The 21,397-nt window shown below is 46.2% G+C and carries 18 protein-coding genes; 10 read left to right on the top strand and 8 right to left on the bottom strand.

Annotated elements, in window-relative coordinates; all coding sequences use genetic code 11:
* Positions 1-390 precede the first annotated feature (390 nt).
* The 3 genes from mepA to TW84_RS15680 all read left to right on the top strand — a co-directional run bounded on the left by mepA (position 391) and on the right by TW84_RS15680 (position 3,862).
* Entirely contained in the window at positions 391-1,254 is an 864-nt protein-coding gene (mepA, locus tag TW84_RS15690) for a penicillin-insensitive murein endopeptidase (protein ID WP_045976577.1), read from the top strand.
* A gap of 281 nt (positions 1,255-1,535) precedes the next feature.
* On the top strand, positions 1,536-2,870 hold the full coding sequence (locus tag TW84_RS15685; protein WP_045976576.1) for a cytochrome ubiquinol oxidase subunit I: 1,335 nt from the start codon (positions 1,536-1,538) through the stop codon (positions 2,868-2,870).
* Positions 2,870-3,862, top strand: a complete 993-nt coding sequence (locus tag TW84_RS15680; protein ID WP_045976622.1) for a cytochrome d ubiquinol oxidase subunit II — start codon at positions 2,870-2,872, stop codon at positions 3,860-3,862. Before TW84_RS15685 ends, TW84_RS15680 begins: the two co-directional genes overlap by 1 nt.
* 66 nt (positions 3,863-3,928) lie before the next feature.
* Here the strand turns inward: TW84_RS15680 and TW84_RS15675 are convergent, their stop codons facing one another.
* The 3 genes from TW84_RS15675 to rdgC form a co-directional block, all read right to left on the bottom strand.
* Positions 3,929-4,183: a YfhL family 4Fe-4S dicluster ferredoxin gene (locus TW84_RS15675; protein ID WP_045976575.1), complete on the bottom strand. Its 255-nt coding sequence runs from the start codon at positions 4,181-4,183 to the stop codon at positions 3,929-3,931.
* 2 nt (positions 4,184-4,185) lie between these two features.
* Positions 4,186-5,586, bottom strand: a complete 1,401-nt coding sequence (gene trhP, locus TW84_RS15670) for a prephenate-dependent tRNA uridine(34) hydroxylase TrhP (protein WP_045976574.1) — start codon at positions 5,584-5,586, stop codon at positions 4,186-4,188.
* A gap of 164 nt (positions 5,587-5,750) precedes the next feature.
* Positions 5,751-6,665: a recombination-associated protein RdgC gene (gene rdgC / locus TW84_RS15665; protein WP_045976573.1), complete on the bottom strand. Its 915-nt coding sequence runs from the start codon at positions 6,663-6,665 to the stop codon at positions 5,751-5,753.
* 207 nt (positions 6,666-6,872) lie between these two features.
* Between rdgC and phoB the strand changes: the two genes are divergently transcribed.
* The 3 genes from phoB to TW84_RS15650 are packed head-to-tail and all read left to right on the top strand — an operon-like array spanning position 6,873 to position 9,846.
* Positions 6,873-7,562, top strand: a complete 690-nt coding sequence (gene phoB / locus TW84_RS15660) for a phosphate regulon transcriptional regulator PhoB (RefSeq protein WP_045976572.1) — start codon at positions 6,873-6,875, stop codon at positions 7,560-7,562.
* A gap of 26 nt (positions 7,563-7,588) precedes the next feature.
* Entirely contained in the window at positions 7,589-8,887 is a 1,299-nt protein-coding gene (phoR, locus tag TW84_RS15655) for a phosphate regulon sensor histidine kinase PhoR (RefSeq protein ID WP_045976571.1), read from the top strand.
* Positions 8,887-9,846 (top strand): PstS family phosphate ABC transporter substrate-binding protein, encoded by a 960-nt coding sequence (locus TW84_RS15650; RefSeq protein ID WP_045976570.1) that lies wholly within the window; start codon positions 8,887-8,889, stop codon positions 9,844-9,846. Before phoR ends, TW84_RS15650 begins: the two co-directional genes overlap by 1 nt.
* Before the next feature lie 97 nt (positions 9,847-9,943).
* Here the strand turns inward: TW84_RS15650 and ppx are convergent, their stop codons facing one another.
* Positions 9,944-11,443 (bottom strand): exopolyphosphatase, encoded by a 1,500-nt coding sequence (ppx, locus tag TW84_RS15645; RefSeq protein WP_045976569.1) that lies wholly within the window; start codon positions 11,441-11,443, stop codon positions 9,944-9,946.
* Complete coding sequence (gene ppk1 / locus TW84_RS15640) at positions 11,418-13,529, bottom strand: polyphosphate kinase 1 (protein ID WP_045976568.1); 2,112 nt, start codon at positions 13,527-13,529, stop codon at positions 11,418-11,420. The genes ppx and ppk1 overlap by 26 nt, the downstream gene beginning before the upstream one ends.
* Positions 13,530-13,724: 195 nt before the next feature.
* Here ppk1 and TW84_RS15635 point away from each other — a divergent pair, with 195 nt between their 5' ends.
* Genes TW84_RS15635 through phoU form a run of 4 tightly spaced genes read left to right on the top strand, consistent with a single transcriptional unit; the run spans position 13,725 to position 19,129 of the window.
* Positions 13,725-15,914 carry an ABC transporter permease subunit gene (locus TW84_RS15635; protein ID WP_045976567.1) on the top strand — a complete coding sequence of 730 codons (2,190 nt, stop codon included), beginning with the start codon at positions 13,725-13,727 and terminating at the stop codon, positions 15,912-15,914.
* A gap of 26 nt (positions 15,915-15,940) precedes the next feature.
* Positions 15,941-17,587 (top strand): phosphate ABC transporter permease PstA, encoded by a 1,647-nt coding sequence (gene pstA / locus TW84_RS15630; RefSeq protein ID WP_045976566.1) that lies wholly within the window; start codon positions 15,941-15,943, stop codon positions 17,585-17,587.
* A gap of 3 nt (positions 17,588-17,590) precedes the next feature.
* Positions 17,591-18,409, top strand: coding sequence for a phosphate ABC transporter ATP-binding protein PstB (gene pstB, locus TW84_RS15625; protein WP_019274140.1), 819 nt, complete (start codon positions 17,591-17,593; stop codon positions 18,407-18,409).
* A 21-nt stretch (positions 18,410-18,430) separates the two neighbouring features.
* Entirely contained in the window at positions 18,431-19,129 is a 699-nt protein-coding gene (gene phoU, locus TW84_RS15620; protein WP_045976565.1) for a phosphate signaling complex protein PhoU, read from the top strand.
* Between the two features lie 39 nt (positions 19,130-19,168).
* Here phoU and ppk2 read toward each other — a convergent pair whose 3' ends face one another.
* From ppk2 to TW84_RS15605, 3 genes are all read right to left on the bottom strand, one after another.
* Entirely contained in the window at positions 19,169-19,951 is a 783-nt protein-coding gene (gene ppk2 / locus TW84_RS15615; protein ID WP_045976564.1) for a polyphosphate kinase 2, read from the bottom strand.
* Positions 19,952-20,009: 58 nt separating this feature from the next.
* Positions 20,010-20,759, bottom strand: a complete 750-nt coding sequence (locus TW84_RS15610; RefSeq protein WP_045976563.1) for a copper homeostasis protein CutC — start codon at positions 20,757-20,759, stop codon at positions 20,010-20,012.
* A gap of 144 nt (positions 20,760-20,903) precedes the next feature.
* Positions 20,904-21,209: a YebG family protein gene (locus tag TW84_RS15605; RefSeq protein WP_045976562.1), complete on the bottom strand. Its 306-nt coding sequence runs from the start codon at positions 21,207-21,209 to the stop codon at positions 20,904-20,906.
* Between the last annotated feature and the right edge of the window lie 188 nt (positions 21,210-21,397).

Below are 21,397 nucleotides of genomic sequence, written 5' to 3'. Positions count from 1 at the left end.
GCCAGCAATAAAGGGTGCTATCCATGCCACATTTATATTTTCACGCATTAGAACCTCAAAGGTTTAAGCCTTATCGAAATCTTTGATTGATAAATTCCAGCTAACGATGAGTTGCCCGAATGCGGGTATGATATTCGCGCATTTTTACGCTGCGTCTTATCCTCAAGGTGAAGGAGGCAGGCGTATCGGTTTATTGAGGTGTTATGAGTTTAGCCATGGGCAGCAAATGCAGGAGAGGGTGGCTCAATTATTATTCAAAGGGTACCGATTAAATAGGAGAAGGTATCGACGTAAGAGTGATTTATACAGCGATAGAGGTGACCACGTTTTCCGACAACGGCGAGCATTGTTGAGCTAAACTAGTGACAAGTGAAAATGATAAAGCGAAGTATGAACGGGTCAAAGCTTACTGGGTTAGTGCTGTTTGCCCTCATGGTACCTACTGTGTTGGCAAGCCCATGGGAGAAGATTAGGTCGCCTTCGACACAGCCTCCTGAATCGATTGGTAGTTATGCTAATGGTTGCCTTTCAGGTGCTGTGGATCTGCCTCTTCAAGGGGAGGGGTATCAAGTATTGCGCAGCCACAAACAACGCTATTATGCTCATCCACAAGCGGTTAGTTTTATTCAGCGCCTCGCCAATATGGTGTCACAACGATTAAACACTCGTATTCTGATTGGTGATATCTCATTACCTCAAGGGGGGCGTTTCTCCTCTGGACATTCGAGCCATCAGACCGGCTTGGATATCGATATATGGCTAAAATTGGCTGATGGTGAACTTTCTTCGCAACAGCTTAGTGATCCTGAACCAATGAGTGTGGTTAACCTCGAACAGTATCAATTGGTTAAAAAAAACTGGGATGAACGCCATTTTGAGCTGATAAAAATGGCAGCGAGTGATGAAAAGGTAGCCCGCATTTTTGTTCACCCTGTAATCAAAGACAAACTGTGCACACAGGAAGTATCGTCTGAGCGGGGCTGGTTGAGAAAAGTGCGACCGTGGTGGGGGCATCATTATCATATGCACGTCAGGCTCAAGTGCCCGGATGATAACAGTCAGTGTCAATCACAGACCGCCCCCCCCAAAGGCGATGGATGTGGGGCTGAACTGTCTAGCTGGAAACCTCAGCCTAAACCCGCAGCAGCTAAGGCTGATATTACCCAGAAAAAAAGTAAAAAGCCTAAAATAATGCCAACGCAGTGCATCGAGCTATTGGATAGGTCTGTGGCGAAGCGCACTAATGATCTGTAATTTTATTTCACGTATTTCGAATTAAAAATTCGAAAATTCCGAACTGTCATTTTTTTACTGCTCTAGATTACACTTTTTATCTTTTTGTTTAAATTGGCTACTTATTGTCGTTATTTGTGACAATTTTTATTACTATTTTGGTGTTCTTAATTGATATAAATCATGCCGAGAGAAAATTTCCCCTTCATTTTTCTCTGATGTTTAATCCAAACGGTCGTCTTTTCCGTAACTAAATTACAGTTTAAGACATTTAAAGAATGACACGTTGTTTAGGAACCCAAATGTTAGATACCCTCATGCTGTCGCGGATCCAGTTCGCCGCCAATATCAGCTTTCACATTCTTTTCCCGACCATCACAATAGCGTTAGCTTGGATGCTGGTCTTTTTTAAATGGCGCTACAATCGCTCACAATCACCGGTCTGGTTGGATGTATACTATTTTTGGGTAAAAGTTTTTGCGTTAACCTTTGCTCTCGGCGTGGTGTCAGGCATCACCATGAGTTTCCAATTTGGCACCAATTGGCCCGGTTTTATGGAACGAGTCGGAAATGTTGCTGGCCCCTTGCTCGGCTATGAAGTCATGACTGCTTTTTTCATGGAAGCGACATTTCTTGGCGTTATGCTATTTGGACGTGGACGAGTTGCGGAGTGGTTTCATACCTTGGCGACGGTACTGGTTGCTGTCGGTACCACGATGTCTGCATTTTGGATTTTAGTCCTCAACAGTTGGATGCATACTCCGAATGGCTATGAAGTGATTGACGGCATCGTTCACGTAACGAGCTGGAAAGAGGTTATTCTTAATCCTTCACTACCATATCGTTTTGGTCATACGTTACTAGCCTCTGCTTTGACGGCGAGCTTTCTGATCGCGGGTATCTCGGCTTATCAAGTGCTGAAACAACCCGATCATCGCGCCGCGCAATTGGGTCTGAGAGTTTCACTGTTCGCGGCGGCAGGTTTTATTCCTCTACAAATATTCGTTGGCGATTTGCATGGTTTAAACACGTTGGAACATCAACCCGCAAAAATTGCGGCGATGGAAGGAGTATGGGAATCAGAAAAAGGTGCACCATTACTACTCTTCGCGATACCAAATGAGGAACAGCGTAACAATGACTTCGAGATAGGCATTCCCAAACTGGCAAGCTTGATATTGACTCACGACATTGATGGCGAAATAAAAGGCCTCAATGAGTTTACTCCCAATCACCCACCAGTAAAGCCGTTATTTTTTGGTTTTAGAATTATGGTCGGTGTTGGAGTGTTGATGCTGTTTGTCAGTTGGTATGGTGCAGTGAAGCTTGCGCGCGGCTCTGGCCTACCCAAACCTTATTTGATGATCGTTTTAGCAATGACATTTTCCGGTTGGGTGGCAACTTTAGCTGGCTGGTACGTTACGGAAATTGGACGACAGCCTTGGTTGGTGAGTGGTGTGCTACGCACTTCTGAAGCAGTGACGTCAGTAGCTTCAAGTAGTGTGATGATTTCTCTAATGATGTATTTAGCTATCTACGCGTTGTTACTGGTGGCTTACATTCACACCCTGTTTTATTTGGCACGTAAAGATGTTACTGCCCATCAAGTACCACTGATCCAACAGGAGGCACAATGATGTTCGACTATTTGCCGGAAATTTATCTGCTGCTGCTTGGTTTCTCAGTCTTTATGTACGCTGTGCTAGACGGTTATGATTTGGGTGTAGGTATGTTGCTACCGAGCGACAATGAAAAGCAGCGTGATCGAATGATTGCTTCCATAGGGCCGTTTTGGGATGCGAATGAAACTTGGTTGGTGTTGGCGATCGGTATTTTACTGATTGCCTTTCCTACGGCACACAGTTTGATCCTGACTGAACTTTACTTACCGACAGCTATTATGTTGATAGCGCTTATCATGCGTGGCGTCGCATTTGACTTTCGAGCGAAGGCCAATTCAGACCATAAAACACATTGGGATTGGTGCTTCAGAGTCGGTTCATTGATCGCTGCGTTGACGCAAGGGTATATGGTTGGTCGTTACATTATGGGGTTTGAGCAAAGTAGTGAAGCTCTGGGTTTTGCTTGGTTGAGTGCTTTGTGTGTCGCTGCTGCTTATGTCTATATCGGTGGCGCTTGGTTGGTATTGAAAACCGCAGGCGATCTGCAGATCCGTTCCGCACGATGGTCCCGAAGAGCGGGGTGGGTTGCCGCCACTGGCATCATGGTTGTCAGTGTTGTGAACCCGATAGTCAATGAACAGGTTGCATTGCGCTGGTTTAGTTTCCCTGAAATGTTACTACTGGCCCCCGTGCCGATCATCGTGTTGATGACGATATACCTTGTCGATCGCTATCTTCGTCAGGTTCCTATGGTCAATGACCTTGGTGCTCGCTGGCCGTTCTTTGGGGTTACGGTGATCTTTGCTTTGAGTTTCCTTGGACTTGCTTATAGCTTTTTTCCTGAGGTAGTGCCGGGAATGATGACAGCCAAGCAGGCGGCTTCTTCCCCTGCGACTTTGATGATTGTCGGTTATGGTGTGATGGTCGTAATGCCAATGATCTTACTTTATACCTTTGCGGTTTATCGAATCTTCAAAGGTAAGGCGACGGAGCTAAGCTACAAATAGCAAAAGACAGCACACAATAACCAAAACGCCGCTCAGTTGAGCGGCGTTTTAATGATAGCTTCAGGGTTAAGCTAGTCCTTGAATGATGACGAACTTCTCTAGAAGCTGTTCTTCAGTTTCGACATGGTTTGGATCAGTGATGATGCACTTGGTGATCGGGCACACAGACTGGCAGGTCGGTTGCTCATAATGGCCTTTACATTCGGTGCAAAGATCGGGGTCGATCTCAAAGATAGTGTCACCCATGGTGATCGCGCCATTTGGGCACTCTGGGTCACACATATCACAATTAATGCACTTATCCGTGATCAACAACGCCATGGTTATTTACCTGTTGGGTTACGGGTATCCTGACCATTGTTGAGATTGCGCATTAACAGGCCGTATTCTAGGTTCATGTCTTGTGGTACAGGAATGAAGACAAAGTGGCCATTTCCTTTTGCGTCATCAACGGGTTGTGATTTACGGTTTTCCATTGTTTCTAGGGTAAAGACAACGTTACCTCTCGGTGTCATCAGCTCAAGGCTGTCACCCACAATGAATTTATTCTTCACTTCCACTTCAGCAAGATCACCACGACGTTTCCCCGTGAACTCACCGACAAATTGCTGAGCATCAGAGACAGAATAACCGTAGTCGTAATTTTGGTAAGTATCGTGCGTATGACGACGCAGGAAGCCCTCTGTGTAGCCACGGTGAGCTAGGCTCTCAAGTGTTGTCATCAGACTTTCATCGAATGGCTTGCCAGCGACAGCATCGTCGATGGCTTTACGATAAACCTGTGCAGTACGTGCACAGTAGTAGAATGACTTAGTACGACCTTCAATCTTGAGTGAGTGGACCCCCATTTTAGTCAGACGCTCAACGTGCTGAATGGCACGCAGGTCTTTTGAGTTCATGATGTAAGTGCCGTGCTCATCTTCGAACGCCGCCATCTTTTCTTCTGGGCGGTGGCTTTCAGAAAGCAGTACCACTTCGTCGGTTGGTTTACCTAGACCAAGTGTTGCCTCAGGGCGCTCATCTTGCACTTCAACCGCTTGTACTTCATTGGGGTCGAAGGCTTCAACGATATCGCCAGAGTCGTTCTCTTTGCCTTTTTCGACGTTGTATTCCCAACGACATGCATTGGTGCATGTACCTTGGTTAGGGTCACGCTTGTTGATGTAGCCAGAAAGTAGACAACGACCCGAATAAGCCATACAAAGTGCACCATGAACGAAGACTTCAAGTTCAGTTTCAGGGCAGTGCTCGCGAATTTCTTCAATCTCTTCCAGAGAAAGCTCGCGAGAAACAATCACACGTTCAACGCCATTAGCTGCCCAGAATTTAACCGTTGCCCAGTTGACGGCGTTGGCTTGAACGGACAGGTGAATTGGCATTTCTGGGAATGCTTCACGAACCATCATAATCAGACCAGGATCTGACATGATGAGCGCATCAGGGCCCATTTCAACCACCGGCTTCAGGTCACGGATGAAGGTTTTTAGCTTGGAGTTGTGCGGCTGGATGTTACATACCACGTAAAGCTTTTTGCCTTGGGCGTGCGCTTCGTCGATACCAATTTTTAGGTTTTCGTGGTTGAACTCGTTGTTACGTACGCGAAGGCTGTAACGAGGCTGGCCTGCGTATACCGCGTCTGCACCATAGGCAAAGGCGTAACGCATATTTTTTAGGCTACCCGCTGGTGACAGTAGTTCTGGTACGAATGCTTTCTCAGTTGTCATTTCATAATTCTCTTAGTCTGATCTCAAGTCAGGTCCATTCCACCTTATGGAATTGGGGCGCAAATTTTACGCCAAAACGTGACCAGTGACTAGAAAAAAGTCCATAACTTAGGTAAGGAGATTATAGGTAGGCGCTCGAACATGCCGAGCACCTAGAGAATGGACTAAGCGTTAGGGTGAGGTAAGCCGCCTAAACACTCATATAAGTTGGGCAGGAATGCGCTTAACTCACCGCACATGAGTGAGAAATCAGCGTCAAATCGTGCTGCTTGATCTTCACGAGGAATATCATCATTCTGATCTTTCAGATCATCAGAGAATTTAAGACGCTTGATGCTGCCGTCTTCTGCCAGAATGAACTCAATACGCTCTTGCCACCAAAGGGCCAGTTTGGTCACGACTTTATCGGCATCAATGTGACTGCGAATTTCGTCGGCCGTTAGCTCTTGTTTCTTACAGCGAATCACGCCGCCTTCTTCGAGAACCGACTTCAGTTCAGCTTCGTCTAACATCTGCATCCCAACCGGAGTGTCGCCCGTTTTCACCCATTCAGTTAACGTGGTTTCAACGGCTTTTTCTGGAATGGCTGGCACGACAGGTAGGCTACCCATGGTTTTACGTAGAAGGGCGAGTACATCCTCTGCTTTCTTATAGCTGCTGGCATCGACCAGAATAAAGCCTTCTTTAGGCAGAATAAGAACAAAGGTATGGTTGCTGCGGCTAAATGCGCGCGGGAGCAAATCCATGACAATGTCATCTTTGAGGTTATCTTTCTCTTTTTTCTTCAGAGGTCGACCTTCTTGTGCTTCCATCGCCTCAACTTTTGCATTGAGTGATTCTTTGATGACAGACGCTGGCAGCATTTTCTCTTCTTTCTTCGCGCAGATCAGAATGCGGTTTTCAGACACGTGAGTCATCATGTCGCCATGTTTACCCATTGCAGTGACCCAGCCAAACTTTTGTTTGTCCTGACTACCACAAGGCGTAAAACGAAACTCTTCAAGCTGCTTTTCCAGCTCGTCTGCTTTGAATTCAATATCTCGGTTAAAACGGTAAACCAGACAGTTTTTAAACCACATACACTTTCTCTATACCTGAAGTTTGGCCGCTCATCATAAAGACTTTTGCTGTGCTTGTCCTAATGTAAGCGCGCAATAGTGGGATGAAAGTTATATGAAAATTTGTTTTCAAAGGTCACAAAAGTGTCATAATTGATGGTAATAATGCCTATCGTTGCAAAGGGTAAATGCCCGATTAAATTCAACTAACTCAAAGGTTACTCAATTATGTCTAGAAGGATTCTGGTTGTTGAAGACGAAGCACCAATTCGTGAAATGCTTTGCTTTGTTCTTGAGCAAAAAGGTTACCAAGCCGTCGAAGCTGAAGACTACGATAGTGCGGTGACTAAGCTAGCTGAACCCTTCCCAGATCTAGTATTGCTAGACTGGATGCTACCTGGTGGCAGCGGCATCAACTTCATCAAACACATGAAACGTGAAGAGCTGACGCGCAATATTCCAGTTGTGATGTTAACAGCACGTGGTGAAGAAGAAGATAAAGTTCGTGGTCTGGAAGTTGGCGCGGACGATTACATTACTAAGCCATTCTCGCCAAAAGAGCTGGTGGCGCGTCTTAAAGCCGTGATTCGCCGTGTGACGCCAACTGCACTTGAAGATGTGATTGACGTACAGGGCTTGAAGCTGGATCCAGTTTCGCACCGTGTAACCGCGAACGATCGGCCCCTGGATATGGGCCCAACTGAGTTCAAGATGCTGCACTTCTTTATGACTCACCAAGAGCGAGTTTATAGCCGAGAGCAACTGCTGAACAACGTATGGGGAACCAACGTGTACGTTGAAGACCGTACTGTTGATGTGCATATTCGTCGTCTGCGTAAGGCGTTAGAAGCGGCAGGCCATGACAAATTGATTCAAACGGTACGTGGTGCAGGCTACCGTTTCTCAACAAAGGCATAATGTAAATTTACCATCTGGAGAGGTAAGTGGTAGAGCGGTTAACTTGGAAAAAGCTAGCCTGGGAGCTGGCTTTTTTTTACACCCCTTGGGTGATTGTCGGATGGATTTTCGGCCATATGCCGTGGTTGCTTCTAGCGGCTACGGTTTTGCAGCTTGTATGGCATCTGCATAATCAGATGCGCCTGTCAGCGTGGTTGTGGGATGAAAAGCGTCTGACACCACCTTCGGGAAGCGGTAATTGGGAATCGTTGTTTAACGGTATCTACCGCTTGCAGCAGCGCCAGCGAAAAAAGCGCAAAGAGCTGACCAATCTTATTCGCCGATTCCGCAATGGTGCTGAATCCTTACCGGATGCAGTTGTAGTGTTTCGTAGTGAAGGCAATATTGTTTGGTGTAATAAGCTAGCTCAACACTTACTCGGTTTCCGTTGGCCGGACGACTCAGGTCAGCCGATTTCCAACCTTATCCGCACGCCAGATTTCATTAAGTATCTTAATAAACAAGACTTCTCTGAGCCTCTAGAGATGCGCTCGCCACTCAATGTTGAGCGCATGCTTGAGCTGCGTATTGTGCCGTACACTGAAGGTGAGCACCTGATGGTGGTGCGTGATGTGTCCCAGCTCAAACAGTTGGAAGGCATGCGTCGTAACTTCTTTGCCAATGTTTCTCACGAGCTGCGCACGCCAATGACGGTATTGCAAGGCTATCTGGAAATGACCGAAGACCCAGATATGGTGGTTGGCCCTATGTGGACCAAAGCCCATGGTGTCATGACAGAGCAGCTCAATCGTATGAACAGTTTGGTTAATCAACTGCTCACACTATCTAAGATTGAAGCGGCGCCCATGCATGAACTGGAAGACGTAGTGAATGTCCCAGCAATGCTAGATGTGTTAGAGAAAGAAGCGGCGAGCCTGAGTGGTGATCAGCAACATAAGCTGAACTTTGATATTGATAACAGCCTGCGCGTACTTGGAGATGAAGACCAACTACGTAGTGCCATTTCAAACTTGGTTTATAACGCAGTGAAATACACACCAGCAGGCGCGGATGTCCGGGTTCGTTGGTATCAGACTGCGCAAGGTGCATGTTTAGAAGTGGAAGATGGTGGTGAAGGTATTGAGCCTCAACACCTACACCGACTCACTGAGCGTTTCTATCGAGTGGATAAAGCACGCTCTAGGGATACCGGAGGAAGCGGCCTTGGGCTGGCGATCGTGAAACATGCTTTGACGCATCACGACTCGCATTTAGAAATACAATCCGAAGTGGGGGCCGGCAGCAAATTCTCATTCGTGTTGCCACCGCGTTTGGTGGTGATTTAATGAAGTTAGCGCTCACTACTCTTATTGTTTCTGCCAGTTTTTCCTTTGCTGTTCAAGCGGCTTTGGTGAACCTATCTGAATATCAAAAAGTCCCCGGTATTACCGGGAGTTTAACCAGTGTTGGTTCTGACACATTAGCCAGCATGACAACCTTGTGGGTAGAAGAGTTTAAGCAACTTTACCCGAGTGTGAATGGTCAGGTACAAGCCTCTGGTTCTTCAACGGCTCCGCCAGCATTAACCGAAGGTACCGCTCAATTCGGCCCAATGAGCCGGCCGATGCGAAATCGGGAAATTGAAGCCTTTGAGCGTGAACACGGCTATAAGCCAACAGAACTCCGAATTGCCATTGATGCGATTGGAATTTTCGTTCACCGAGATAACCCGCTGAAAGGGCTAAACTTTACTCAGCTAGACAATATTTTTTCTGCAACACTGCGTTGTGGCGGGACTCAGTCTATCTCTACTTGGTCTGAACTAGGGCTCGATTATCATTGGGCTAAACGCACTATGCAGCTGTTTGGGCGTAACTCGGTCTCTGGTACCTACGGATACTTTAAGAATAATGCGCTGTGTGGCGGAGACTTTAAAAGTAATGTTAATGAGCAGCCAGGCTCGGCATCCGTTGTTCAGTCTGTTGCCTCTGCAATCAATACCATTGGTTACTCTGGGGTAGGTTACCAAGTCTCTGGAGTGAAACTGATACCCATTGCTAAGCAGGGTGAGGATTACATTGAAGCGAGTCAGGAAAATATTCTTAAAGGTAAGTACCCACTATCACGTTATCTCTATGTCTACGTAAACAAGAACCCGTTTAAACCCTTGCCGCCGATTGAGCGAGAATTTATTCGCTTTATGTACTCACAGCAAGGGCAAAAACTGGTTGAAAAAGATGGTTATGTGCCGATATCCGCAGAGATTGCACGTAGTGAGTTGGCAAAAGTAGGCATTGTCGATTAACCGTCTGATCCTAAGTTCGTCATCGTGCGTGTATAAAACTTGCTCGAGGTGACCTGATAACACTACCAACATCTATCGAGCACCACAGGCTATAAAACTAAAAACTCAGCGCCCAACCAGCGTTGTTCCAGTATTCTTGTTCCGTCATCAAATCAGCGTGCAGCAGTTTGTTGTGCTCTAGCCACTCGTTATCTTCTGAACTCAATATCCATCTATCGCCGTCTATGCTCAACATCAGTTTTGGCAAAGCGTCTTCGTTACGTTGGCCGTTGAGTAAGATAGCGAGGCGCAAGATACGAATTACACCAATGATGTGTTTTTTCTTAAAGAGCGTGAACTCTTCCATTTCATGTAGTTTAAGTGCCTTACGCTGGAAGCGGACTAGCATGGCCAGCACCGTTTGTTGTTCGCGGTTAAACCCTGGCATGTAGGTGTGGCGAAGAATATAAGCAGAATGACGGTGGAAGGCTTGTAAACTGATGCTGAGACCGACCTCATGAAGCAGCGCGCTCCAGTCGAGCAAGTCAAACAGCTCTGAGCTCTTTTTGATACCGAGATCCTGATGCACCTGTTGCAGGAAAGATTGCGCTTGATGTTTAATTTTTGCCGCATGATCAAGATCAACTAAATGCTTGCTGGCTAGGTTTTCCGTGGTTCTCATCCGGATATCTGAGCGTTTAAAGCCATCTTCCATTTCGAACAGCAAACCTTCACGTAACGCGCCTTCTGAAAAGTGCATTTCGTCAATTTTGAGGGCTTTAAAGATCGCGATAAGAATGGCCACGCCGGCGGCAAAAACAGGCTTTCTATCGGGGGTTAACCCACTGAGTTCAATATCCTCAATCGAGGGCCATTCGCATAGCTTTTCGACTAACTTATCGAGACGCTTAGCGTGAATAATGCCATCCTCAAAGCCCATACCAATTAAGACTTCTCGAATCGCTTTAATTGTACCTGACGAGCCAAACGCAATCTCCCAACCTTTCTTACAGTAACGATGAGCAATGGATTCTAATCTTTGTTCAGCTGCGAGTATTGCTTTAGCAAAATTCTTGCGCGAGAGCTTGCCGTTAGCGAAGTAAAGCTTTGTATAGCTGACGCAACCCATTTGTTTACTGTTGATCAGCGCTGGGTCAAACCCCTTGCCAATGATCATCTCAGTACTGCCGCCACCAATATCAACCACAAGTTTTGAATCTGACTCTGGCTGGGTGTGTGCAACCCCAAGATAGATTAAACGTGCTTCTTCGACACTGGGGATGATTTCAATAGGAAATGGCAGTACTTCTCTCGCTCGTTGGAGGAAAATGTGGGCATTGTTGGCTTGGCGAAGAGTATGTGTAGCCGCAATACGTACATTGCATTCCTCAAAGCCTTGCAGGCGTTCCGCAAACATAGCAAGGCATTCAAGGCCTCGCTCAATCGAAGCATTATCTAGATTTTTTTGAGCATCTAAGCCAGCAGCGAGACGGACTCGCTGCTTATGTCGGCTGACCAGTTGCAGATCTTGGTCTACGACACGAGCCACCACCATGTGGAAGCTGTTAGAGCCAAGGTCAATCGCCGCAACATCACGAATTTCCAGAGATTGAGTCATCAGTAAGGGAGTGTTGTTTACGTTTCTTTGTTTGTTTTTCTACATTTTTAAGATAGTCGTAAATGGCAATCTGCGAGCGAACTTTCTTACGGTTACCTCTTGGAACATAGGTATTGCTCATTTCTTTGTCTATCCAGCGGGCCTTTACTGTATCCGTAAAGTGGATGTTAATGATATCAATAATTCGCTGTTTAAGACGTTGATCACGTACTGGAGCAGCAACTTCGATGCGGTAGTCGATATTGCGCGTCATCCAGTCAGCAGAGGAAATGTAAACTTGTTGATCGCCGTCATTGTGGGTGATGATGACCCGCGGGTGCTCAAGAAAACGATCAACGATGCTGATGATCTTGATATTTTCACTCACTCCTTCGACTCCAGGGACCAATGAACACATCCCGCGGATGATCATCTTGATATCTACTCCAGAAGCGCTGGCACCGTAGAGCTTATTAATCAGCCCTTTGTCGACTATGTTATTCACTTTCAGGGTAATGGCGGCCTTTCTACCAGCTTTAGCATTGGCGATTTCACTGTCGATCAAACGATACAGTTGTTGGCGTGAGTTACGTGGTGAAACAATCAGGTGTTCAAACTTCACTGGGCGGTATGGATTTTCGATATATCCGAAGACATTGCGTACTTCATTGGTGATTTCCGGATCTGCAGTGAGTAGAGAAAAATCGGTATAAATGCGGGCCGTTTTTTCATGAAAGTTACCAGTTCCGATATGGGCGTAGCGTACGATCTCATCGTTTTCTCGACGGCTAATGAGTAGCAGCTTAGCATGGATTTTCAGACCCGGTGCGCCAAAAATGACTTGCACGCCTGCTTCGGTCAGGACCTTTGACCATTCGATATTGGTTTCTTCGTCGAATCGAGCTTGCAGTTCTACAACAACCGTGACCTGCTTGCCATTGTGTACTGCATCGATCAATGAGTTCATTAAACGAGAGTCTTTGGCAACTCGGTAAATATTGATCTTAACGCTGAGCACCCTAGGGTCGAACGAAGCTTGGCGGACTAACTCAGAAATATGCTCAAAGCTGTGGTACGGGTAGTAAAGTAGAATGTCCTGATTCTTGATCGCATCAAATTTGTTGGCATAGCCGTCGAAATCTGCACATTTCATCGGTGGCAATGGCTTGTTTTCTAAATACTCGCGTCCGACATTGGGAAAGCCGATGAAGTCTTTGAAATTGTGGTAACGCCCACCGGGGATCAAACTGTCGTAGTTGGATATTTGCAGTTTATGGCACAGAAACTCCAACATTTCTTCCGGCATATCACGTTCATAAACGAAGCGGACTGGCATTGCCGTCAGACGCTGACTTACCCCTTCTGACATTTGTTCGAGCAGGCTATGTTCCACCTCATGGCTAAGATCATATTCTGCGTCGCGAGTCATTTTCATTGCGTAACCGTTCAGCTCTTCATAATCAAAAAAGCCGCTAAACAGCTCATCAAGGCAATAACGAATTATGTTGTCGAGCAAGATAATGGTTTTGCGTCGTTTGCCTTTCTGCTCGGGTACCATCACAAAGCGGGGCAGGTGATCAGTTGGGATCTCGATCAACGCATACTGATTTTGCTCTTCTTTACGCAGTTCAACCGCGATGTAAGCGTACTCATCTTTGAGAAACTGCAGGACATCAATATCGTCTCGCATTAGAAGAGGGGTGATATGTGGGAGTACCTGATTACGGAAGTATTTTTTGACCCACTTTTCTTGCGACTCGTTGAGTTGAGTTTCATTGACGAGGAAGATGCGTCGGCGTGCCATGTCGCGGATTAGCTCAGCGTACAACTCATCGAAGCGTTCGTTGAGTTTGAGAGCCTTAGTCTGCATTTTAGTCAGCAAGTGTTTGGAGTTGTCGTTACCACCACGCTCCTGATTGATTAGGATTCGCCGTTTGACATCAGCAAATCGGACTTTGTAAAACTCATCTAAGTTATTGGAAAATATACCTAAAAATCGAATTCTTTCGATGAGTGGCACCGTTTTATCTGCGGCTTCTTGGAGCACTCGTTCATTGAAAGATAACCAACTCAATTCTTTTTCAATGTAAAGCTTTTCTGCACTCATAACCTGACCTTTACTGACGAGTCTAACCAAATTTAGGTGGTAAAAATAAAACTGGATTAGAAATTAAGGGGTTTATATGACACTTTTATTGCACGATCTTATTGCATTATTTTCAGTTGTTTATTGCGATCTGTAATATAATTGTCACCTAATCGAAATATTATACCCATGGGCAAATGCAGGTAAGTGAGAGAAATGGCCAAAGCCGAATTTTCATTGCGAGAACGTGATCGAAAGCGATTAATCAAAGATCGTTTAGTTCGGCTAGCGGTATCGGCAGGCGGTGTCGGTGTTTTGGCTGCGCTGGTTTTGATCTTCGTTTATCTGGCAATGATGGTCCTGCCTCTTTTTTCTAACGCAAAATTCACTCCAAATGTTGCTATCCAATCGATTACCACTAAAGCGCCAGTGGCGGCTGGAATTGATGATTATGGCCAGCATGCCTATGTGGTATCTAAGGCCGGCTATGTTGATTTTTGGTCGCTGACGACCTTGTCACAACAGCCTAGTTTATCGGTTGAACTAGGTACTGAGTACTCACTGTACAGCTCGGCTAACCCAGCTCAGGGCTGGTTAGGTGCGGCAGCGGCTAACGGGCAAGTGTTGTTATATCGGCCTGAGATGACCAGTCTTCTGCAAGGCGAGCAGCGTATATTTTCTCCAGAAGTGGATAGTTTTTCTCTCGATTTTGATTTGCAGACAGAGTCAGGCTCGGCGCTAAAGTCGTTTGCTTTTGCTGTGGATAGCAACGTCACCTTAGCCGGTTATTACCAAGATAACCGCGTTCGAATTCGTTGGCGTGATGCTAATCAGCACATTCAGAACTTCGAGTTTCCTAAGCCATTTGTCGATCTCGACCAGTTGCTTCTCACGCCTGATGGCAACACGCTTTATCTAAGAGTCGGTTCTGAAGTGGTGATTGCCAAAAAAGGCATTGAAAGCTTTGTAGTACGTGAAGTGGTTGATTTGAGTCAGGGCGAGAACAAACACGCGGTGACGGATATTAAGCTGCTGTCTGGCGCATATTCTTTGTTGGTCAGTCATCAGGATGGGTTAGTCTCTCAATGGTTTGATGTGTTGAGTGATGGGCAAAGAAACCTCACTCAAATTCGCGATTTTAAACTGGCGTCGCAGCTGCAATTCTTGCTGCCTGATACGTATCGCAAGGGTTTTTACAGCTTTTACATCAATGGTACGGTCCAAAGCCATTACACCACCAGCGAAAAACTGGTGATCTTTAAACGAGCTTACGATAAAGCGCCGCAACTGGCGGCAATGTCTAACAATGAAAAGCACCTGCTAACCCTATCCGACTCGCAGCTCAATGTGGCTTACGTTGATAATCCATTCCCTGAAATCTCATTATCTTCACTATGGCAGAAAGTCTGGTATGAAAGTTATCCAGAGCCGGAATTTGTTTGGCAAACTACATCGGCTAACGATGAGTTTGAAGCCAAATTCAGCCTTGTACCCATCGCATTTGGTACGTTAAAAGCAGCGACATTTGCCATGATGTTTGCTGTGCCGATTGCCGTATTAGGCGCCATCTACACGGCCTACTTTATGACGCCATCTATGCGCCGCGTGGTAAAACCTTCGATTGAACTGATGGAAGCGCTGCCAACCGTGATCATTGGTTTTTTAGCCGGGCTATGGTTTGCGCCGATTGTAGAGAGCCACCTAGCGGCTGTGGTGTCGTTGATGTTGTTCTTACCCATTTCAACCGTTGCCATCGGGGCGATTTGGCACAAGCTACCACGTACATGGAGCTGTCGATTCCCCAATGGTTTGCATGCGTTGATTCTTATGCCAGCGATGGTGTTGTTTACTGTCGTGATTTTGGGCCAGAGTGCCAATATCGAACAGTGGTTATTTAATGGCGATGTCTGTGCGTATCTTGCCGAGCAGGGAATTGGTTTTGACCAACGTAACGCACTGGTGGTCGGTTTTGCGATGGGCTTTGCCGTTATCCCCACAATTTTTACCATCGCAGAAGATGCGATTTTCTCGGTGCCAAAACATCTATCAGATGGTTCTCTGGCGTTAGGTGCTACGCCGTGGCAAACCCTGGTTCATGTTGTGTTACTCACCGCAAGTCCAGGCATCTTTTCTGCCATCATGATGGGGCTGGGGCGTGCCGTCGGCGAGACCATGATTGTGCTGATGGCTACAGGTAATACGCCAATCATGGATTGGAATATTTTAGAAGGTATGCGCACCCTGTCTGCCACCATTGCCGTTGAAATGCCTGAGTCTGAAGTGGGCAGCTCTCATTATCGCATTCTGTTTTTGGCGGCGCTGATTTTGCTGGTGTTTACTTTCGCGGTTAACTCGCTCGCGGAATGGGTTCGTCAAAGGTTAAGGGATAAATATCGTGCGCTGTAATCGAAGTTATCTGAGGGGCATTGTTCGTGTTTAAGTGGCTAAAGTCCGGTTCACCGTGGGTCTGGCTAACAGGCGGAGCAGTCAGCATTAGTTTGCTGTCAGTGCTTGGTTTGCTGCTGCTTATCGGTTGGAAAGGTTTGTCCTATTTCTGGCCTGCTCCCCTTTATCAGTGGAAAACTGAACAGGGTGACGTCTTGATTGGTCAGCTTTATGCCGAAGAATATGTGCCGATCAGCCACTTACGCGAAATGGACATTGCACTCACTCCCGAAGTCGAGGAGAAAGGCTTAGTTCAAAGACTGAGTATTAAGATTGCCAATCGGGATATTTACCCTGCTGATTTTGTTTCTATTCTGGAGGTCGATTTACTTGAACGTTCAAAGCCTGAAGGTTGGGCGGTGATTGAACGGACTCGAGGTGGGGACTTTTACGGTCAACCGAAAGGATATTTTACTGCTGATGGCAAGGTAAGCGAGCAGGCTAAAACCGATGTTGAAAGCGCGCTGGTATTTGCCGATAAGCAACGTACTAAAATTGACCGTTTGGTGGAGAAGCAGATCAAAGTGATCAGCGCTCAGGCTGACAGGTTGCGTTTAGAGAAGAAAAGACGTGAGCTGAATGGTCGCTTAGATGCTGATTTCATCAAACGTTACGACGCTCAATCGAGCATGCTTGGCCAGCAGCTCACGGAAATGGAATCTCAGCTGGATGCACTGAGATTAGCATTGGCTCAGCAAGGCCTGATTGTCGAAGATATGAAGGGCAATCAGTACCGAATCCCACTTAGTCGGATCGTGGATGTCTGGTATCCGAATCAAATGACGGTAGCTGAAAAAGTGTTCCAGTGGGCACATCAGGCATGGAAATTCTTATCCGATGATCCTAGAGAGTCGAACTCTGAAGGTGGCGTTTTTCCTGCCATGTTCGGTACGGTTCTGCTGGTGCTGATCATGTCGATTATCGTTATGCCACTGGGGGTGATTGCTGCGATTTATCTCCACGAATACGCCAAAAATAATGCTTTTACTCGTTTGATTCGTGTCGCGGTTATAAACCTCGCTGGTGTCCCTTCAATTGTTTATGGTGTGTTTGGTCTTGGCTTTTTTGTCTATACCTTAGGTGGTTCAATCGATTCTCTGTTTTATGCTGAGAAGTTGCCAACGCCGACATTTGGTACGCCGGGCCTGCTTTGGTCAGCGCTGACACTGGCGGTACTGACACTTCCAGTTGTGATTGTGGCTACCGAAGAAGGTTTGACCCGCATCCCGAGTTCCGTCCGTCATGGCTCTTTGGCGCTCGGTGCCACTCAGTTTGAGACGATGTGGCGAATTGTATTACCAATGGCAAGCCCCGCGATCATTACTGGACTAGTTCTCGCAGTTGCCCGTGCAGCTGGCGAGGTAGCGCCTTTGATGCTGGTGGGGGCGGTAAAATTGGCGTCTAGCTTGCCGGTTGATAGCCAATTCCCATTTTTGCATCTGGATAGAAAATTCATGCATTTAGGTTTCCACATCTATGATGTTGGCTTCCAAACCACTAATATTGAAAGTGCAAGACCGTTGGTTTACGCGACGTCGTTCTTGCTGGTGAGTGTCATCGTCGGGCTGAACCTGACGGCGATCAGTATTCGCAATAACCTACGCGAGAAATATCGAACTCTGGGGCAAGATTAAGAGATGTTTTCAGTTAATCAGACATTGGGCTATCAAGCGCCATTAGACGTCAACAACCTGAGTGAAGAACAGACTGCGATTGCAATCGAAGATCTGAACCTGTTTTACCAGAATACTCAGGCACTGAGCGATATTTCTATGCGCATTCCTAAAGGTCAGGTGACCGCATTCATAGGTCCTTCGGGTTGTGGCAAGTCGACACTTTTACGTTGTATCAACCGAATGAACGATCTGGTTGAAGGGTGCCGCGTGGAAGGGAAAGTGAAACTGCATAGCAAAAACATTTACCACCCGCAGGTTGATGTGGCGACACTGCGCCGCCGTGTTGGGATGGTGTTTCAGCGCCCGAATCCATTTCCAAAATCGATATATGAAAATGTGGTTTATGGCTTACGTTTGCAGGGTATTCGCAACAGTCGAGTTCTCGATGATGCTGTTGAGCGCTCTCTGCGTGCCGCGGCGCTATGGGAAGAGGTGAAAGACAGGCTACATGAGAATGCGTTTGGTTTATCTGGGGGTCAGCAGCAGCGTTTGGTGATTGCTCGTGCCATTGCGATTGAACCTGAAGTATTACTTCTTGACGAGCCTACTTCGGCACTAGACCCAATTTCCACTTTGACCATTGAAGAACTGATCAATGATCTTAAAACCAAATATACTGTAGTTATTGTCACTCATAACATGCAACAAGCAGCGCGTGTTAGCGATCATACGGCGTTTATTCATATGGGTAAGTTGATCGAGTATTCAGATACAGATTCAATTTTCACTTCACCATTGAAAAAACAAACGGAAGATTACATCACAGGTAGATACGGATAATAAGGGAGATACCGATATTTCATGAACTTTGGACGTCACATATCAGGACAGTTTAATGTCGAATTAGAATCCATCCGAACCCACGTACTGACGATGGGAGGGCTGGTTGAGCAGCAGTTATCTTTTGCTATGCAGGCACTGCACAAAGAGGATATTGAGCTAGCGCGTAAAGTCGTACGTGACGATCATAAAGTAAATGCGATGGAAGTCTCTATCGATGAAGCTTGCACGCGAATCATTGCCAAACGTCAGCCAACGGCTAAAGACTTACGCTTGATCATGGCGATCATCAAGACCATCACCGATCTTGAGCGAATTGGGGACGTGGCAACCAAAATGGCTTATGTGGCGATTGAAAGTCCGTCATCAAAAGAGCAGATGTTCCAGGTTTCCCTTGAACCACTCTGTCGTCAAGCAATCGGTATGTTGCATCAGGTTTTGGATGCGTTTGCGCGAATGGATGTCGATTCAGCTGCAGAAGTGTACAAGCTGGATGATAAAATTGATGCGGAGTATGAAGCCGTTATCCGTCAATTGATGACTTATATGATGGAAGACCCGAAGAATATTCCTCATATTCTCCAAGTTATGTGGTCTGCACGCGCAATTGAGCGAGTAGGGGATCGCTGCCAAAACATCTGCGAATACATCATCTACTTTGTTAAAGGCAAAGATGTTCGCCACTTGGGTGAACAAAGTATTGATGATGCGCTGCGCTAAACCCGCAGCGCCATACTGTTTCTTCTAGTGTGACCAGCTTCAGTATTTTTCACGAACAAAGGTTTGCTCTTCAATGGGAGCTCGAATATAACCTTCTTTGTTGAGCTCTGGTAGCTCGATCTCTGGGTAGGTAATATCCTGATACTCGATTTGTTCAAGTAGATGGCTAATACAGTTTAACCGAGCGCGCTTTTTGTCATCAGAGGGTACAACCCACCATGGACACTGCTTGGTGTCGGTGTAGGCAAACATTTTGTCTTTGGCTGCAGAATATTCTGCCCAGCGATTGCGAGATTCTAAGTCCATTGGGCTGAACTTCCAGCGCTTCACCGGTGTGTTAATCCGTTCAAGGAAGCGCTTCTCCTGCTCTTCATCTGAAACTGAAAACCAATATTTGAGTAAGATAATCCCAGAACGCTGCAACATACGTTCAAATTCGGGGCATGATCGCAGAAATTCGTCATACTGTTCTTGGGTACAGAAGTTCATGACTTTTTCGACGCCTGCACGGTTGTACCAGCTACGGTCAAATAAAACCATTTCACCAGCAGCGGGAAGATGCGCTACGTAGCGCTGGAAATACCATTGGGTCTTTTCTTTTTCGGTTGGGGTCGGTAGGGCTGCAATGCGACAGATACGAGGGTTGAGCTTCTCAGTGATACGTTTGATGACGCCGCCTTTACCCGCTGCATCCCGTCCTTCAAAGAGCACAACGACTTTGAGGCCCTCTTGCTTGACCCATTCTTGCAGCTTAACCAATTCAACTTGAAGTCGAGCCAGTTCCTTTTCGTAAAACTTTTTATCCAGTTTGCTTTTGCTCATAAGACTCTCCTTTTGCTATCAAAAGGTTAGCATTTCAAACTCAGACGGGAGAGTAGAATCACGAAGAAGTGAGAACTTTTACTACCTTTTCAATCGCTTGTGGATCAGTAACCGGAACAACAAAATCATCAATATTCTGACTACCCATTTTGGCTTGCTCCGCGATGAGCTTCATTTTGCTTGGCCGTGTGGATTTACCCGATAAATGCACTTCCTGAACCGCAGATTCAGAAACGATTTTGTAGACATTTTCCGCGTTTAGGCCAGCACCTGCCATAATTGAGAAGCGATCGTCAGCAAGCTCCACCATGTGTCGAAGAACATCAAGGCCTTGATCGATATTACTAGCAAGCCCCGATGTAAGAACACGTTCGCAGCCAAGTTCCGCAATATCTGCAATAGATCTCTGATAATCGGCGCATTGGTCAATCGCGCGATGGAAAGTGACGCCTAGTTTGAGGGATTTGGCTTGATTGACCAGACGTTGAGCGGCGTTCATATCAATATGACCATCCTCATTCAAGGTGCCAAGAACTACACCTTGTAAACCAGCATCGGCAGCCGCTTCGATATCAATCAGCATGCTTTCAATCTCTTGCTCGGTGTAGAGAAAGTCGCCCTGACGAGGACGAATCATGGCATACACAGGCACAGATGAGAGTTTGCCTGCTTGTTTCATCAAACCAAAGCTTGGTGTGAGACCACCTAGTGCCAGTGATGAACAAAGTTCAATCCGGCCTGCACCACCTTCAATAGCAAGGTGAAGGGATTCAATGTTATCGATACATACTTCGACAATATAACTCATCTCAATTTTCTCATGAAGGCTAGATAATAGAAATAGTAACTCAGAGAGGAGCAAGGGATTAGGGTAAACGTGAGGTGATTTGTTTCCCCTAAAACAAAAAACCTCAGCCATTGCTGAGGTTTTATACATCTGTTGAGCGTGTTGTTACGCTGCGTCTTCTTGAGCTGAATCTTCTTCAGCGTCTTCAACCGCCTCAATGGTCTTTTTCTTTGGCGCAGGTTTGCGTTTAGCACCAAGAGCAAAAAGTACTTCTTCTTTGTTTTGCGCCAGAAACATAGCCAAGTCTTCTTGCTTGCCTTCATCTTCCAGCAACTCACTTTTACCTAGTAGCTCAAAAAGCTCATCAGCCATATCAAGCATTTTGTCATAGGCGTCAGCTTCCGCTTTAGAGGTAAAAGTCATTTTCTCTTCTCCGTTGCGTTCTACCACGTACTTGACGATTACAGCCATGGTTGGTCCTCTAATTCAAAATTAATGGAATTCATTACTGTCTGTTTATACAGTTTTTCACCAATTAAGTCCAGATAGCTAGCTTAACTCTGAGAGCTGGGCAATGCGTTTGCTGATAGTGTAAGCAATTGGTTGATTATCTAAACAAGTGAAGGGCAGAGGAGGTGTAATCTCTTCTGCGATTGGGA

The sequence above is a fragment of the Vibrio neptunius genome (genome assembly GCF_000967495.1).
GTDB classification, from domain to species: domain Bacteria; phylum Pseudomonadota; class Gammaproteobacteria; order Enterobacterales; family Vibrionaceae; genus Vibrio; species Vibrio neptunius.
The sequence above is the reverse complement of the archived record's forward strand: the minus strand, read 5'-3'. Positions and strand labels throughout refer to the sequence as shown.